The organism is Luteibacter sp. 3190, assembly GCF_031456385.1.
Taxonomy (GTDB): domain Bacteria; phylum Pseudomonadota; class Gammaproteobacteria; order Xanthomonadales; family Rhodanobacteraceae; genus Luteibacter.
In genome coordinates, this window is record NZ_JAVDUO010000003.1 from 413,987 (window position 1) to 429,880 (window position 15,894).

Annotated in this window: 13 protein-coding genes; 7 read left to right on the plus strand and 6 right to left on the minus strand. The window is 69.4% G+C overall.

Annotation, left to right across the window (positions count from 1 at the left end; genetic code table 11):
- The first annotated feature begins 14 nt into the window (after nucleotides 1–14).
- A complete protein-coding gene (locus tag J2X58_RS14675) occupies nucleotides 15–1,703 on the plus strand; it encodes a copper resistance system multicopper oxidase (protein WP_310049046.1) in 1,689 nt (562 codons plus the stop codon).
- The gene (locus J2X58_RS14680) at nucleotides 1,703–2,647 is read left to right on the plus strand and encodes a copper resistance protein B (RefSeq protein WP_310049216.1); all 945 of its coding nucleotides are present in this window, start codon (nucleotides 1,703–1,705) and stop codon (nucleotides 2,645–2,647) included. The genes J2X58_RS14675 and J2X58_RS14680 overlap by 1 nt, the downstream gene beginning before the upstream one ends.
- A 28-nt stretch (nucleotides 2,648–2,675) precedes the next feature.
- Here the strand turns inward: J2X58_RS14680 and J2X58_RS14685 are convergent, their stop codons facing one another.
- Nucleotides 2,676–4,223 carry an MFS transporter gene (locus tag J2X58_RS14685; protein ID WP_310049047.1) on the minus strand — a complete coding sequence of 516 codons (1,548 nt, stop codon included), beginning with the start codon at nucleotides 4,221–4,223 and terminating at the stop codon, nucleotides 2,676–2,678.
- A gap of 111 nt (nucleotides 4,224–4,334) precedes the next feature.
- Here J2X58_RS14685 and J2X58_RS14690 point away from each other — a divergent pair, with 111 nt between their 5' ends.
- The 4 genes from J2X58_RS14690 (at nucleotide 4,335) to J2X58_RS14705 (ending at nucleotide 8,110) form a co-directional block, all read left to right on the plus strand.
- A complete protein-coding gene (locus J2X58_RS14690) occupies nucleotides 4,335–4,472 on the plus strand; it encodes a hypothetical protein (protein WP_175472925.1) in 138 nt (45 codons plus the stop codon).
- Between the two features lie 111 nt (nucleotides 4,473–4,583).
- A complete protein-coding gene (locus tag J2X58_RS14695; protein WP_310049048.1) occupies nucleotides 4,584–6,050 on the plus strand; it encodes an alpha-L-fucosidase in 1,467 nt (488 codons plus the stop codon).
- Between the two features lie 99 nt (nucleotides 6,051–6,149).
- Nucleotides 6,150–6,416, plus strand: coding sequence for a DksA/TraR family C4-type zinc finger protein (locus J2X58_RS14700; RefSeq protein WP_090058944.1), 267 nt, complete (start codon nucleotides 6,150–6,152; stop codon nucleotides 6,414–6,416).
- A gap of 122 nt (nucleotides 6,417–6,538) precedes the next feature.
- A complete protein-coding gene (locus tag J2X58_RS14705) occupies nucleotides 6,539–8,110 on the plus strand; it encodes a methyl-accepting chemotaxis protein (RefSeq protein ID WP_310049051.1) in 1,572 nt (523 codons plus the stop codon).
- 3 nt (nucleotides 8,111–8,113) lie between these two features.
- Here J2X58_RS14705 and J2X58_RS14710 read toward each other — a convergent pair whose 3' ends face one another.
- The 5 genes from J2X58_RS14710 to J2X58_RS14730 all read right to left on the minus strand — a co-directional run bounded on the left by J2X58_RS14710 (nucleotide 8,114) and on the right by J2X58_RS14730 (nucleotide 14,981).
- Entirely contained in the window at nucleotides 8,114–10,402 is a 2,289-nt protein-coding gene (locus J2X58_RS14710; protein WP_310049052.1) for a TonB-dependent receptor, read from the minus strand.
- A 40-nt stretch (nucleotides 10,403–10,442) separates the two neighbouring features.
- Nucleotides 10,443–10,871, minus strand: a complete 429-nt coding sequence (locus J2X58_RS14715) for a DUF2946 family protein (RefSeq protein WP_310049054.1) — start codon at nucleotides 10,869–10,871, stop codon at nucleotides 10,443–10,445.
- 92 nt (nucleotides 10,872–10,963) lie between these two features.
- A complete protein-coding gene (locus tag J2X58_RS14720) occupies nucleotides 10,964–12,568 on the minus strand; it encodes an MFS transporter (RefSeq protein WP_310049055.1) in 1,605 nt (534 codons plus the stop codon).
- Nucleotides 12,565–13,992 carry an efflux transporter outer membrane subunit gene (locus tag J2X58_RS14725; protein WP_310049056.1) on the minus strand — a complete coding sequence of 476 codons (1,428 nt, stop codon included), beginning with the start codon at nucleotides 13,990–13,992 and terminating at the stop codon, nucleotides 12,565–12,567. The genes J2X58_RS14720 and J2X58_RS14725 overlap by 4 nt, the downstream gene beginning before the upstream one ends.
- Nucleotides 13,989–14,981 carry an HlyD family secretion protein gene (locus J2X58_RS14730; protein ID WP_090058929.1) on the minus strand — a complete coding sequence of 331 codons (993 nt, stop codon included), beginning with the start codon at nucleotides 14,979–14,981 and terminating at the stop codon, nucleotides 13,989–13,991. The genes J2X58_RS14725 and J2X58_RS14730 overlap by 4 nt, the downstream gene beginning before the upstream one ends.
- 165 nt (nucleotides 14,982–15,146) lie before the next feature.
- Here J2X58_RS14730 and modA point away from each other — a divergent pair, with 165 nt between their 5' ends.
- On the plus strand, nucleotides 15,147–15,893 hold the full coding sequence (modA, locus tag J2X58_RS14735; RefSeq protein WP_310049058.1) for a molybdate ABC transporter substrate-binding protein: 747 nt from the start codon (nucleotides 15,147–15,149) through the stop codon (nucleotides 15,891–15,893).
- The last annotated feature ends 1 nt before the right edge of the window (nucleotide 15,894 follow it).

The window sequence follows — 15,894 nt, forward strand, 5'->3', positions numbered from 1 at the left end:
GCAGCGACTGCCGCATGTCCGCCTCCGACGACTCCCGCATCCGTGGCTCCCGCCGACGTTTCGTCCAGGGTCTTGCCGTCGCGGGTATCGCCGCGGGCGCCGGAATCCGCGCGGATTTCGCCATGGCATCCATGCCATCGGCCGGAGAACTTCGCGGTCCGGACGTCGACCTGCGTATCGGCCAGGCCACGGTCGATTTCACGGGCCGTAGCCGTCACGCCGTCACGGTCGGTGGTGGCGTGCCGGGGCCGACGCTGCGATTCCGCGAAGGCGATGTCGCGACGATCCGCGTGCGCAACACGCTCGACACGACGTCGTCGATCCATTGGCACGGCCTCATCGTGCCCGCCGATCAGGATGGTGTGCCTGGCCTGAGCTTCCCGGGTATTCCCGCGCAGGGCGAATACACCTACCGATTCGCCCTGCGCCAGTCGGGGACGTACTGGTACCACGCGCACAGCCGGTTCCAGGAACAGAGCGGACTGTACGGCGCGATCGTCGTCGAGCCGCGCGACGGGGAGCGTTATCCGGCCGACCGTGAACACGTGCTCTTGTTCAGCGACTGGAGCGACGAAGATCCGGAGCGAATCTACGCGCGCCTGCGCACGCGCAGCGACACATACAACTATGGACAGCCGACGTTGCCGGATTTCCTGCGCGACGCACGCGCGAAGGGCTTCGGGGATGCGCTCGCGATGCGGCGCATGTGGAACCGCATGCGCATGAACCCGACCGATCTCGCCGATATTTCGGCCGCCACGTACACCTACCTGGTCAACGGCGTGACGCCCTCGGGAAACTGGAACGGGCGGTTCGCTCCGGGCGAACGCGTGCGACTTCGCCTGATCAACGGCTCCTCGAACTCGATCTTCGACCTGCGCATTCCCGGCCTGCGTCTCCGCGTGGTCGCGGCGGACGGTCGGGATGTCGAGCCGGTGGACGTCGACGAGCTGCGCATGTCGGCAGGCGAAACCTACGACGTGCTGGTGGAGCCGGGCGAGGATCGCGCGTACACCGTCTTCGCCCAGTCGATCGACCGGTCGGGCTATGCCCGTGCGACGCTGGCGCCGCGCGCCGGCATGTCGGCGCCGGTTCCCGCGCTCGACCCGCGTCCGCGGCTGTCGATGCGCGACATGATGGGTTCGATGGCCGACGACGCCGGGCACGACGATGGCCCCATGGTGATGGCGAACCATGCGCGCACCGAATACGGGGCCGGGACGGACATGCGCGTCGACATGCCGCGCACCAACCTCGACGACCCGGGTGTGGGCCTGCGCGGGCGTACCCATCGCGTACTCACGTACGCCGACCTGCGCACCGTCGGCGGTCCGCTCGATAGGCGCCCGCCGGGGCGCACGATCGAGCTGCATCTGACGGGCAACATGGAGCGCTTCGCCTGGTCGTTCGACGGTGTGAAGTACTCGGCGTCCACACCCGTGCATTTCCGTCGTGGCGAGCGTCTCCGCATACGCCTCGTCAACGACACGATGATGAATCATCCGATCCATCTCCACGGCATGTGGAGCGAGATCGAATCGCCCGACGGCGCGTTCCAGGTACGTAAGCACACGGTCAACGTGCAACCCGCGCAGCAGGTGACGTACGCCGTCACCGCCGACAACCCCGGAAGCTGGGCGTTCCACTGCCACATGCTCTTCCACATGGAGGCGGGCATGTTCCGCGAGGTGGTGGTCTCGTGATGCGCCGATTCGCGTTGCTGGTCGCGCTCGCGGTGCCGTCGGCGGCGTTCGCGCAGTCGATGGAAGGCATGGATCACGGCGCCATGCATCATCCCGGGGCGACCGACGCCGCGGCCACGCCCGCGTCGCCCGATCCCCATGCGGATCACGGCATCGTTCCGGCGATGAATCACGACGGCGGCCACGACATGGGCGCGATGCGGATGGGCCCGATGCAGGGCGGAAGCGCGCCGGCGGATGCGCGCAGCCCGGACTGGTCGGGCGGCGTACCCGCGTCGTCGATGCACGGCATGGCCATGCACGACATGGACGATACGGCGTCGGTCGGAACGCTGCTGCTCGATCGGCTGGAAAGCTACTCGGGGCAGGGCGGTCACGGGCAGTCGTGGGAGCTCGACGGCTGGTACGGCAACGACACCGACAAGCTCTGGCTGCGCAGCGAAGGGGAGCGGGAAGATCGCCGCGCCCACGACGCCGACGTCGAGCTCTTCTGGGGTCACGCGGTCGCAACCTTCTGGGACACGCAGCTCGGTCTGCGTCGCGACGTCGGCGAGGGAGGAGGGCGCACCTGGGCCGCGTTCGGCTTCCAGGGTCTCGCGCCCTACTGGTTCGAGGTGGAGGCGACCGCATACGCGGCGGAGGGCGGCCGTACCGCCGCGCGCCTGCGCGTGGAATACGAGCTGCTGCTGACCCAGCGGCTCATCCTGCAGCCCGAGCTGGAATTCAATGCGTACGGCAAGGACGACGATCGACGCGGCATCCGGTCCGGACTGTCGAACGTCGAAGGTGGCCTGCGCTTGCGCTACGAGATACGGCGCGGCTTCGCGCCCTACGTCGGCGTCGCGTGGGAACATCTGGCTGGAGGCACCGCGGATCTCGCGGGCGAACAAGGTCGCCGCATCACCGACCGGCGCTGGGTCGCGGGACTGCGCCTGCAGTACTGAGGCGAGCTCCGTCGAGCGCCGGCGCGTGTCAGCCCGGCCTGGCGGTTCCACGTCCCAGTAACAGTGCCGTCACCGCCGACGACACGACGGCCAGTCCCGCGGACAGCAGCATCACCGCACGGAAGCCCGCCACGAACGCCTCGTGGATCGCATCGCGCGCCGCGGCATCGTCCACCACGATGCCGGCGAGTTTCGCCTTCTGCATCGCGATCTCGTGCGTGACGTCGCCGGGCAGCGCGAGAGGGGCGAGTCGCGCCTGCAGGGCGAGGTCGAAGACCTGGGTCATCACGACGCCGAACACCGCGATGGCGAGCAGGCCCGCGGTGCGCGACACCGCGTTGTTCACGCCCGACGCCGTGCCCGCGAGGCTGGGCGGAAGCGCGTTCATCACGGTCGTGGTCAGCGGGGCGACCACGATGCTCATGCCCAGGCCGAGCACGCAACTCGCGGGAAAGAACGTCGTCCAGTAGCTGCCGCCGACGCCCGGCAGCGCATACAGCGCGAAACCCGCCGCGGCGACGAGCGGACCGACGATGAGGGGCAGGCGCGCGCCCACGCGGTCGACGAGCTGTCCCGTGATCCGCGAGAGCGCGAACATGATGACGATGAAGGGCAGCAACGATGCGCCCGCGCCCGTGGCGCCATAGCCCTGCACCTGGATGAGGTTCAGCGGAACGAAGAACAGGCTGCCGCCGAGCGCCGCGTAAAGCAGCAGCGTCAGCGCGTTCGCCGCGGCGAAGTCGCGATGGTGGAACAACGACAGCGGCAGCATCGGCGCCGCGGCGCGCCGTTCGACGAGGACGAAGGCGACGAGACCGGCGATGCCGATCGCCGCGGCCGCTAGCACGGCCGGCGCGGACCAGCCGAGCAGCGGGGCTTCGATCAGCGCATAGACCACGCCCGTCAGCCCGAGCGTCGCGAGCAGGGCCCCGCCGATGTCGAGCCTGCCCGCGACCTCGCCGCCGCGACTTTCCGGCACGCGCCAATAACAGATGGCGAGCAGCGCCACGCCGAGCGGCAGGTTGATCAGGAACGCCCAGTGCCAGGACACGTACTCGACGAGGTAACCGCCCAGGACCGGCCCCGCCGCCGCGGTGATGCCGCTGAACGCCGACCACGTGCCGATCGCGGCACCGCGGCGCTCCTTCGGGTACGCGCTGCTGATCAGCGCGAGGCTGCCGGGAACGAGCAGGGCCGCGCCAAGGCCCTGCAGCGCGCGGGCCGCGATCAGCGCATCGATGCCGGGCGAGAGCGCGCAGCACAGCGACGCGAACGTGAAGATCGCGGTGCCGAGGACGAACACGCGGCGTCGGCCGAAACGATCGCCCAGGACGCCGCCGACCAGCAGCAGCGCGGAGAGCAGCAGCGCGTACGCCTCCATCACCCATTGCGCATCGGCGGTCGTGGCGTCGAGCGCCTGCTGGATGGCGGGAAGGGCGACGTTGACGATCGTGCCGTCGACGAACGCCATGCCCGAGCCGACGATGGCCGCCACCAGTGTCCAGCGCTGGGCGGACGGACTGCACGCGACGACGTCGGAGGAGCTTGCGAGGGGCGGGGCATCGGAGGGGCGCATGGTCGACGAGCCTACGCCTTCGCGACGCCGCGTGCCTTGGTCCTCTCACGCGACATGACGTGCCCTGAACGCAACGCGGTGTATCCGTATCCGCACCGGAGGAGACCGACCATGAACCAGCGCGAGCCGTACGACGACCCGACCACCAACTCGGGTGACCCGACCCATGGACAGCCACCGGGGCCCGAGGAACCGGTAACGACGGGCTCGGGCGACCCGCAGCACCGCATGCCGCAGGACGACGAATAACCGATGGTTGGAGCGCGCTTGGGCGCGATGCTCCGGGATGTGATGCCGTCGCGTTGACAAGCCACGCCCCCGCCGCGACAGTCGGGGATCGCACACCAAGGGAGCGATCCATTGAATCGACGCGATTTCGCGAAGGCGCTGGCGGTGGCCGGCGCGCTCGGCGGCGGCATGACGACGATCGGACGGGCGATGGCGTCCCCGGTTGCCTCACGCTCCGAGGGGTCACACACCGTCGTGGACCCGCAGCGCCTCCTCGAACGGCAGCAGGCCTTCCTCGACATGCGCTTCGGCATGTTCATCCATCTGAACATGGCGACGTTCGAGGAGCGCGAATGGGGCGATCCGACGCTCTCGCCGAAGCTGTTCGATCCGAAGCACCTGGACACCGACCAATGGGCGCGCGCGGCGAAGAGCGCGAACATGGGCTATGCGTGCCTGACGACGAAGCATCACGACGGCTTCTGCCTGTGGCCGACGAAGACGTCGAGCGCCAACGTCATGCAGTCGTCGTATCCGCATGACGTCGTGCGGCGCTACGTCGATTCGTTCCGCAAGGCCGGCCTTGGCGTCTGCCTGTACTTCTCGATCCTCGACCTGCGCCAGGACATCCGCGCGCGCACCGTCACGCCGGAGAAGATCGCGCTGATCAAGGCGCAGATCACCGAGCTGCTCACGAACTACGGACCGCTGACGGCGCTGATCCTCGATGGCTGGAACGCCTCCTGGTCGCGCATCTCGTACGCGGAGCTGGCGTACCGCGAGATCTACGACCTCGTCAAAACGCTGCAGCCCGATTGCCTGCTCACCGATCACAACGCGGGCAGCTATCCCGGCACCGCCCTGTACTACACGGACATCAAGCAGTACGAGCAGCATGCGGGTCAGAAGATTCCGCCGGACAGCCCCGTGCCGTCGCAGTCGGGCACCACGCTGCAGAGCGACTGGTTCTGGAAGAAGGCCTACCCGACGGCCGAACTCGCCTCGGCGAAGACCATCGTCGAGGAGTGGCTGAAGCCGTTCAACGACAACCACTGCAACCTGATCCTCAACGTCGCGCCGAACCGCGACGGCCGCTTCGACGACAACGCCGTGGCCCGGCTGGCGGAGATCGGGCGCCTGTGGAAGAACCCCGGTCCCGCGCCGAAGATCGCGCGCTCGGTGACCATCACCACTCCCGACCTCGCGGCGGGGCGGCCCGCCTGGGCCAGCGCGAGCGACGAGGCGGTCGGGCCCGACCAGGCCTTCGACGACGATTTCCGCAGCTACTGGCTCGCGGATCGCGGCAAGGAGGATGCGTGGATCGAGGTGCGCTTCGACGCGCCGGTGTCGTTCAACACGCTGTCCATCGTCGAGCCGCTGCATGCCGAGGGTTACGGGGATGCGAGCCGCATCGCCACCTACAGGGTCGAGGTCGAGCGCGACGGTGCCTGGGTGACGCTGGTATCGGGAACGAAGCCGGCGCATTACCAGTTCCATGAAATTCCGCGCACGACGGCGAAACGCGTGCGGCTGTCGGTGACGGGCAAGCAGCCCGGCGTCACCGAGTTCGGGATCTACGACGAACCGAGGAAAGGCTGAGGAGGACGGCGAGGGCGGACCAACGCCCTCGTCACGCCTTTAAAACCAAGGGTTTGCCACCATCTTAGGGGGAAAGTGCGAGTCCCCCGGAGGTGACCCATGGCGACCGGTTGGGCCGGCGACACGGCCGTTCAGGACCAGATCGACGCCACCGTCGAAGACGCGGTGAAGCGTGCGCGTAGCCGCATGGCGAGGGGGCCGAGCCTCGAGCGCTGCGAGGAGTGCGACAACCCGATTCCCGAGGCGCGCCGCAAGGCCGTCCCGGGCGTGCGCCTGTGCGTCGCCTGCCAGGAAGCCGCCGATCGGGACGAAGCCGCCTTCGCCGGGTACAACCGCCGCGGCAGCAAGGACAGCCAGTTGCGCTGAGCCTCATGGCTCTGTCTTCGCGCTGCCAAGTTATTGAAATAAAAACGAAATATGCCGAAAATCGCTAAAGTCGGCGGGCTTGGCGCCGACATCGAGGGTTCCCCGTTCCCCTCGAGCTTTCCATGCGCCTCCCCCGGTTTTCCGTTCCGACCCTGACGCTCCGTACCCGGCTGGTGCTCCGGCTCGCTGGCACGATCCTTCTTCTGCTCGCCCTGTGGATCGTGGGTGGCGCGCAGTTGCGCACCGCCGACCGCCGGCTCAACGACGTCGTTGGCGGCACGCTCGCCCCGGTCGCCGACGTCGGCCACATCCAGAACGATTACAACGACCTGCTCGACGCACTGGTCCACGCGACGCTGACGCGGCTGCCCTCGGCGCTCGACGATGCGGCGACATCCATAGGCACGGACCGCAAGCGCATCGATCGCCAGTGGCGCTCGCTCGAGGCCAGCGCCCTCGGCCGGGACCAGGCGAAGCTCGTCCAGCTCGCCGCCGCGCATCGCAAGGCCGCCGACGACGCGGTGGACGCGGTGCTCGAGCTGCTCAGGGCGGAGCAATACGACCTCGCCCAGTTGCAGCTGTCGAACGACGTGCAGGCGGCGGTCGTGCCCCTGAAGAGCGACTTCTCCAACCTGTTCGCCCTCGCGCTCGACGGCGGCAAGGCCGCGGTGGACGCGCAGCACGCGGAGATCCGTCGCGGCGCGGTCTGGTCGTCGGTGCTGCTCGGCGTCGCCCTCGTCCTCGCCGGTACGGTCGACGTCGCGATCATCGTCTCGCTGGGACGCCGGCTGCGTCAGGCCGCCGATGTCGCCGCCGCCATCGCGCAGGGACGCCTCGGCGAGCGCATCGACGTCGGCCGGGACGACGAGGTGGGCCGCCTGCTTGCCTCGCTCTCGCACATGGATGCGCAGCTCGTGCGCGTCGTGTCCCACGTCCGTCATCGTGCCGCGCTCGTCGCGCAGGCCGCGTCGGGGATCGAACACGGCAACGACGCGCTCAGCGAACGCACGCGCATCCAGGCCGCGCATGTCGACCACACCACGCGCTCGATGCGCGAGATGGCCGCCGCCGTCGCGTCCGGCCTCGGTCAGGCGACGCAGGCCAACGGCGCCGTCGGCGAGGCGCGCGAACTCACGGAACAGGGTCGGGACATCGCCGGTGCCGCGATCGACACGATGCATGCCATCCGCCACAACAGCGAACGCATGACCGAGGTTCTGGACCTGGTCGACCAGGTCGCCTTCCAGACGAACCTGCTCGCCCTCAACGCCGCCGTCGAGGCGGCGCGGGCCGGCGAGCACGGCCGTGGCTTCGCGGTCGTCGCGCACGAAGTGCGCGAGCTCGCGCGGCGTTGCGCCGCCGCGGCACGCGACATCCGCACGCTGATCTCGGAGAGCGACGAAGCCGTCCAGGCCGGCGTCGCCTCCGTCGACCGCGCGGCCGACGTGCTTTCGCACATCGGCACGCGCGTGTCGTCGCTGGCGACGATGATGGCCTCCGTGATGGACGCCACCCGCGGCCAGCGCGACGGCATCGCGCGTGTCGACGAAGCGGTGGCGGGCATCGACGGCGTCGCGCGCGAGAACGCGGAGCTCGTCGGTCGCGCCGCCGGCGCGAGCCGCGCGATGCGCGAGAGCGCCGAAACGCTGAAGCGGGAAGTGGCCTACTTCAGCCTCGCCGACGAAGCCGCCTGACGCTCAGAGGTGGAACTTCGCCTCCACGAGGTACGTGCGCGAGGGGTAGGGGTAGTACACGTAGTAACGCCGATCCGTCAGGTTGTCGACGCCCACGCCGAGGTCGACGTGATCGCCGGCCTTCCACGTGACCTTCGCGTCGAAGGTAAGGAAGTCGCTGGCGCCGCCGAACGTGTCGGGATGGATGTCGCTGTGGTCGAGCGTGTTGTACTGCCTTCCCGAATAGCGGCCGGCGAGCGTGAGCGCGAGCCGTTCGGTCGCGCGCCAGGTGGCGACGAGGTTCGCCCGCCACCGGGGGATGCGATAGAACTGCTTGCCTTCCGACGCCGGATTCTTCCGGTTCGTCACGGTGGTGGCCTGCGTCCAGGCGACGTTCGCGGTGAGGTCGACGCCCGGCCAGACGACGTCGCGCGCATCGTAACTCGCCTCCGCACCGCGCGTCCTCACGAGGCCGACGTTCTGCACGTTGGTGACGTTCGGGAACACGGTCGTGTCGGTCTGGCTGAAGAGCGTATCGCGTGTGTCGCTGCGGTACACCGTGAAGCGTGCCACGCCGTTGTCGTGGTACCACTCGGCGGAAAGTTCGCGCGACAGGTCGTTCTCGGGCTTCAGCGACGGATCGTTGTTGATCAGCGCGATACCGTTGAACGTGCCCTGGAACAGCTCGTTCACCGTCGGGAAGCGATATGCGCGGGCCGCCGAAAGGCGCAGCAGCAGCGAGTCGCTTACGGTCCACGCCAGCGAGGCCTTGGGCGAGGTGTGCGACTCCTTGCGCTCGGGATAGGCGACGCTTGCCGTCGCCGTGGCGCGCATGCCGCCGAAGGCGCGCCATTGCTCATAGCGCGCGCCGACGGTCAGGCGCCACGCGTCCAGCAACTGCCAGGCATCCTGCACGTACACGGCCTGCGTCTGGGTGCTGCCGCCGTTGGAGGCCGTGCGCACGCCCGCGTCGCCGCGTCGCCAGGCGTCCAGCGCGTAGCTCGCGTTGTCGAGGCGGTAGCCGTCGTAGTGGTAGCCGAAACTCAGCGTATGCGTGTTCGGCGCGATGCCGTCGGGCGCATGGCTGGCACGCAGGTCGAACGTCCGCCAGCGGCTGCCGTCGCCGGCGGTGAGGAGGCCGGCGCCGTCGTACGTCACGGCCGAAGCCACGCGGTCGCGGTTACGGTCCATGTCGAAGTAGGACGCGTTGCCCTCGAAGTTCCAGCCGCTGTCGCGATGCGTGCCGAGCGAGACGCCGTAGAGATAGTTTCGGCTCTGTCGCGTGCTGGGCGCGAAGTAGTTCGCGGGCAGCGTGTACTGGCGTCCGTCGATGTTCACCGGTCCCGACCACACGGGACGTCCGTCGGCGTCGCGCAGGAACGTCGCGGTGCGGTGCGACATGTCCTGGTTCCAGTAGCCCGCGGTGACGCCGCCGGTCACGTCGGGCGTGAAGTCGTACGTCAGGCGCACGTGCGCCTCGTCCTGGCTCGTCGCCTCCTGGCCTTCCGCGTTGATGCCGACGATCTGGCGCGGCAGGCCATTGGCGCCGGTGTCCGCGATCGCGCCGCCGACCGGACGCGCACCGCCGGGCCGCGTCGACAGGTTCTGGGTGGCGTACACCAGCGGCTGCCCGTTGGATTGCAGGTGCGACACGCCGACGAGGAACGCGAAGCGCCCCGAACGGTCGCCGATGGTCGCGCTCTGGCGGCTGCCGCCGAAGTCGCGGTCGACGCCGTAGTCGTCCACGTGCTGCGTGAACGCCTGGACCTCGCCGGTCACCTCGAGGCGATCGGGCATGCGCGTCGTCAGCAGCACGGTCGCGCCGATGGCGTTGCCGGGATACAACGCGGAATACGCGCCGTAGATCACGTCGACGCGCGCGAGGTTCTCCGGGAACGCCATCGACCAGCGCGGCGGATTCGCCCAGTTGTTGCCCAAGAGGTTGGAAAGCAGCAGGCCATCGAGGTAGACGAGGCCGCGCGCGCTCTGCTGGTTGCTCGTGCCGCGGACGGAAAACGTGGCGTTCTCGTCGCCGATGAAGCGCTTGCGGATGCCGAAGGAGGGCAGGTACTTCAGGGCGTCTTCGACGTTGACGACGTTCAGGCGGTCGAGTTGCGCCGCGCTGACCGTCTCGACGGCGGAGGGCATGTCGGGATCGACGCTGCTGTCGTGGCTCGCGGCGGAGACACGCACTTCGCGCAACGTGGTCGCGCGTTGCGGTTCGTCGTCCGCGTGCGCGGCGAACGAGAGCGTCGCGAGCGCGCAGGCGATGGCGCGCGACAGCGCGCGCCCATGGGAATGGCACAGGGGCATGAGGTGGGGTCCATGATCGTTGGCGTACGGGATCGGAAGATCAGGCGTGCGCCGCGGACGGTGGACCTCGGGGTGGTGCGTGGATGGTGTGGATCGCCGGTCCGGCGCGAATGGCCGGGAGCGGGGCGGGCATGTGCAGGATCGCGAGCAGCGGGTGCCCGATGAACACCGTGCCCGCCATCGCGGGCTGCTGCGCGAACAGCGTGCAGTAGCCGCAGGCCGCATCCGGATCGCAGGCCTCGTGACCGCCGTGGGACGGAGGCATCGCCATGTGACCCATGGCGGCATGGTCCATGCCTTCGTGGGTCATGCCGCCGTGGGCGGTCGTCCGCGATTCGCACCACGGGCCGAGATCCGGGAACGCGAGCCACTCGACGGTGCGCGACACGGTCGGGACGAGCGCGGTGAGCCAGACGGCGACGAGCGCCATCCATCCCAGCCATCGCTTCGAGACCGCGCTGCGGCGCACGGGCATACCCCTTGATTCAACCCTGGATCAGGGTCCGGGGATCATCGCATGGCGTCGCGTGAAGCCCATGCGACACGGTGTCGCTGGGCCGGTCAGGTCCGTGACGACGGCAGTGGCGGCACGGCGGGCGCGGTGACGATCGGCGGCGGTTCGCGCAGCACGAGCACGAGGCAGACGCCGAGCAGTCCGACGCACGAGGCGAGCAGGAAGCCGTCGAGGGTCGACAGCGTGTACGCCTGGGCGCGCACGGCGGCGGCGAGCAGCCCCGTGCCGCGCGCCTGCGCATCGCCTGTGCCCTGCGTCGACGCGCCCACGACCTGCACATAGGCGGCGATGCGCTCCATCGTGGCCGGATCGCCGGCGGCCACGTGCTGGCCGATGAGGTTGGAATGCAGTTGCTCCGCCTTGCGCGTGAAGAGGACGAGCACCGAGGTGCCGAGTTCGCCTCCGAACAGTCGAGCGGTCTGGATGATGGCGCCGAACGTGATCCCGTCCGCGGGGCCGACATGATGGCCGAAGAAATAGATGACCGCGGTCAGCTCTAGCGTCTCGCCGACCGCCTGCAATAGCAGGGCCCATCGGAAGCTCTCCTCCGACCATTGCGACGTGATGCCGGTGGCCAGCAGGAACCCCGCGGTCGCGATCGTCAGTCCGGTACCGATCGCGAAGCGCGCGTCGATACGATTGAGCAGCCAGGCGACGGTCGGCGCGATGACGAGCTGGGGTAACGCCACCCACAGCAGGGCGCTGCCCACCTCGAGGGGCCGCAATCCGCGTACGGAAATGAGGTAGTTCGCCACGAGGGTGTTGCTCGACGTCACGAGGAAGCGCGTGATCAGGACCAGGACGATGCAAACCATCACGTTGCGGCGGATGAGCAGAGTGAAATCGATGCTCGGCGTGGGTAGCGTCGCCTCGTGCAGGAGGAACGCGCCCACGGCGATGACTCCGGACGCGAGCAGCGTCACGATGAGCGTGGACGAGAACCAGTCGAGACGGTCGCCCTGGTCGAGCGCGATGAAGATCAGGGTGAAGCCGGACGCGCCGATGACCATGCCGCGGAAATCGCCCGCGCGGAGGAAGTCGCGATCGATAGGGATGCGCCGCAGGCCGAACCAGTAGAGGCCGAACAGCGGCATCGCGAGCACGGTGTTCTGCCAGAAGATCCAGTTCCAGGTGACGTGTTCGACGTACCATCCTTCGAGGGTGGAGGCGACGTTGAGACCGAGGATGATGTTCATCGCGTAAGCGGCGAGGCCCCAGGGCCAGAGTGTCTTCGGCAACGACGTGAGGATGAACGCCGCGGTCAGGGGGATGAACGTTCCGGAGCCCAGCCCGGCGAACACCTGCAGCAGGAGCATCGTGTGCAGGTCGGGCGAGAAGGGGATGAGGAACTCCGCCAGTCCGTAGGTGAGGCAACCCGCGAGCAGCACGCGGCGTGGCGAGAACGCGCGACCAAGGAAGATCGAGATCGGCCCGATCATCATCTGCGCGGCCGAGAACGCCGTCGGGATCCACGCGCCTTCGTCGAAGCCCGCGCCCACCGCGCCGCGCAGGTCGGCGAGGCCGATGGACGTGAGGCGCGAGGTGAGCGTCGTCGCGATGGCGCCGACGAGCACGGCGACGATGCCCAGCCAGGGCAGGGGCGCGGTCGGGGCGGGAGCGGGCGCGGCCACGGTGGCCGCCGTCGCGTTCATGGGCCGCCGATCGCGGTGGCGACCGGTTGCCTCGGCACGGCGTCGCCTTCGCGCCAGCCGCCGCCGAGCGCCTTGATCAGCGATACCGCGGCCAGCAGGCGCTGCCGGTCGTTCTGTATGGCGGCACGTTGCGTCACGAGGGCCTGTCGCTCGGAGTCGACGACCTCGAAGTAGCCGGCCAGTCCGCGGTCGTAGCGGGACCGCGACACTTTCGCCGCCGCGACGGTCGCATCGACGGTCGCATCGAGGGCTTCGCCGCGCTCGCGCAGCCAGCGCGTGTCGTCGAGGGAATCCTGCACCTCGCGGAACGCGACGATGCCGCTCTGCTTCCACTTCGCCAGGGCTCCGCGGTACGCGGCCTCGGCACCCTGCAGGTTCGCGCGGTTGCGCCCGCCCTCGAAGATCGGCAGCCGCACGGCGGGCCCGATCGACCACGCCTGGCTGTCACTGCGCGTGATGTCGCCGAGGCGGTTGCTCGCGACGCCGGCGGACGCCGTGAGGCTGAGCTGCGGAAAGAAGGCCGCCTTCGCCACGCCGATGCGCGCGCTCGCGGCGGCCAGGGCGCGTTCGTCCGCCGCGACGTCCGGGCGGCGCTCGAGCAGCGCGGAGGGGAGGTCGGCCGGAACGTCGGGCACGACGGGCGTCCATGGCCGCGCGGGCACCGAGAACTCCGGGGCGTTGCGTGCCTCGAGCACGGCGAGCGCGTGTTCGAGGTTGTCGCGGCTCCGGCGGGCGTCCGCGAGATCCGCGCGCGTCTGCGTCAGGTCCGCGCGTGCGCGGAGCACGTCGAGATCGCCGACGACGCCCGCCTTCGCGCGCCGGTCGGCGAGCTGCAGCGCGTCCTCGCGCAAGCCCACCGTGCGCACCAGCACGTCGATGTCGCGATCGGTGCTGCGCAGGGACAGGTACGTCGACGCCGTGGACGCCGCGAGGCTCAGGCGCAGCGCGGCGATCGTGTCGGCATTGCCTTCGACCTCGGCGCCCGCCGCTTCCACGCTGCGGCGCACGCGGCCCCAGAGGTCGACCTCATAGGCCGCGTCGACCGGCACGCGCCAGAGCGTCGTCTCCAGCATGGGCAGGCGGTTGTCCACCGTGCCGGACGTGCGTCCCCGGGCATAGGCGGAGTCGAGCGTCACGTTCGGGAATTCGTCGGCGCGGGCCACGCCCAGCAGCGCGCGGCTCTGGTCGTAACGCGCGAGCGCTCCGGCCAGGTCCTGGTTCGCCGCGAGCGTGGATTCCACGTGCCGGGACAGCTCCTCGTCGCCGAAAAGCGTCCACCACGCGTCCGGCAGCGGTGCTCCCGCCGCGGGAGCGTCGTGCCATGCCGCCGGCGCGGGGGCGTCGGGCCGCAGGTAATCCGGACCGACCACGCAGCCGGCGAGGCAGGCCAGTCCCGCGGCGAGCATGACGTGCTTCGCGCTCACGGTTCCGCCTTGCCGTCTTCGCGAATCTTGACGATGGTCGACAGCCCGGGGACGAGCCGTGGCCGGTAGTGCCCCAGGTCGTCCGACGAGAAGAGGATCTTCACCGGGACGCGCTGCACCACCTTCGTGAAGTTGCCGGTCGCGTTGTCCGGCGGAAGCAGCGCGAACTGTGAGCCGGAGGCCGGCGCGAAGCTGTCGACGTGCCCGAGGAAGCGCACGTCGGGAATCGCGTCGATCGTCATGTGCGCCTCGGTCCCGCGGCGGATGCCGTGCAGCTGCGTCTCCTTGAAGTTGGCGACGACCCAGACCTCGTCCGAGACGATCGCGAGCAGCGTCTGTCCCGCGTTCACCCGCGCGCCGACTTCGACGTTGCGGCGTCCCACGTAGCCACTGACGGGCGCGACGACCTTCGTGTACCCGTAGGCGAGCAGGGCGTCGTGCAGGGCGGCCTCCGCGGTGGCGACCTGCGCCTGCGCCGACTCGAGGGCCGCCACGGCGGCGACCTTCCGCGCCTCCGCGCTCGCCCGGTTCGCGACCGCGGAATCCGAGGCGGCGCGGGCCGCGTCGAACTCCTGCTGGGAGATGCCGCGAGGCGTCTCGTGCACGAGCTCGTCGGCGCGGCGCAGGTCGAGCGCCGTCTTCCGCGTCGAGGCGTTGGCGGCCACGATCGCGGCGGACGCCTCGGCGATCTGGGCCTCCGCGCTGGCGACCTGGCCCTTGGCCCGGTCGATTTCCGCCCGTGCCTGCTCGACCGCCACGTCGAAGTCGCGGGTGTCCAGTTCCAGGAGGACGTCGCCCGCCTTCACGTGCTGGTTGTCGTTCACCCGCAGTACCTGGACGGTGCCCGTCACGCGCGGGGCCACAGGATGGATGCGTCCGGTGACGTACGCGTCGGTGGTGGTTTCCGTCCGGTCCAGCCAGAAGAACAGCAGGACGGCCAGCGTGCCCAGCACGAGCAGTCCGCCGATGATCGCCAACGCGTGTTTCATGTGCCCCTTCCCTGTTCGTAAGGCGCCACGCTGCCATCCCTCACGTTAACAGGCTTGGCGATTCTTTCCGGATCGACCGGTAATGCGGAGCGTTCGGTCGGGCGCATTGACCGCCCGCTATGTAGATTCCTATATTGCGGTCGTCACGTCCCAAGGATCGCACCCATGCGGCTTCGCCCGTTCGTCGCGCTGCTCCTGCTCGCCGCCTCGGGTTCCGCCGCGGCGGCCGACCTCGTCGTGTCCGCCGCCGCCAGCCTCACCGACGCCTTCCAGGCGGTGGGCAAGGCGTACGAGGCGAGGCATCCGGGCACCCACGTGGTGCTCAACTTCGCGGCGTCGGACGTGCTGTTGCGCCAGATTTCCAGTGGCGCGCCGGCCGACGTCTTCGCGTCCGCCGACCAGGCCGCGATGGACCAGGCCGCGGCCGCGAAAGCCATCGACGTGTCCACGCGTCGCGATTTCGCCCGCAACGGCCTCGTACTCATCGTGCCCGAAGGCGATCCCGCGAAGGTCGCTTCGCCGGAAGGCCTTCGCGCGTCGGTGGTGAGGCGCGTCGCCTATGGCGACCCGGCGTCGGTGCCCGCGGGACGCTACACGAAGGCCGCGCTCGAACAGCAAGGGCTGTGGGAGGCCGTTTCGGCCAAGGGCGTGCTCGCGCAGAACGTGAGGCAGGCGCTCGACTATGTCGCGCGCGGCGAAGTCGAGGCCGGGTTCGTCTTCGCGACGGATGCGTATCTCATGCGCGATCGCGTCGACGTGGTCGCCGACGTCGCAACACCGACGCCGGTCACCTATCCCATCGCGGTGGTGGCGGGGTCGAAGCACGCCCGGGAAGCCGCCGCCTTCGAGGACTTCGTGGTCTCGGCCGAGGGCCGGAAGATCCTGGCGGTGTTCGGATTCCAGGCGCCCTGAA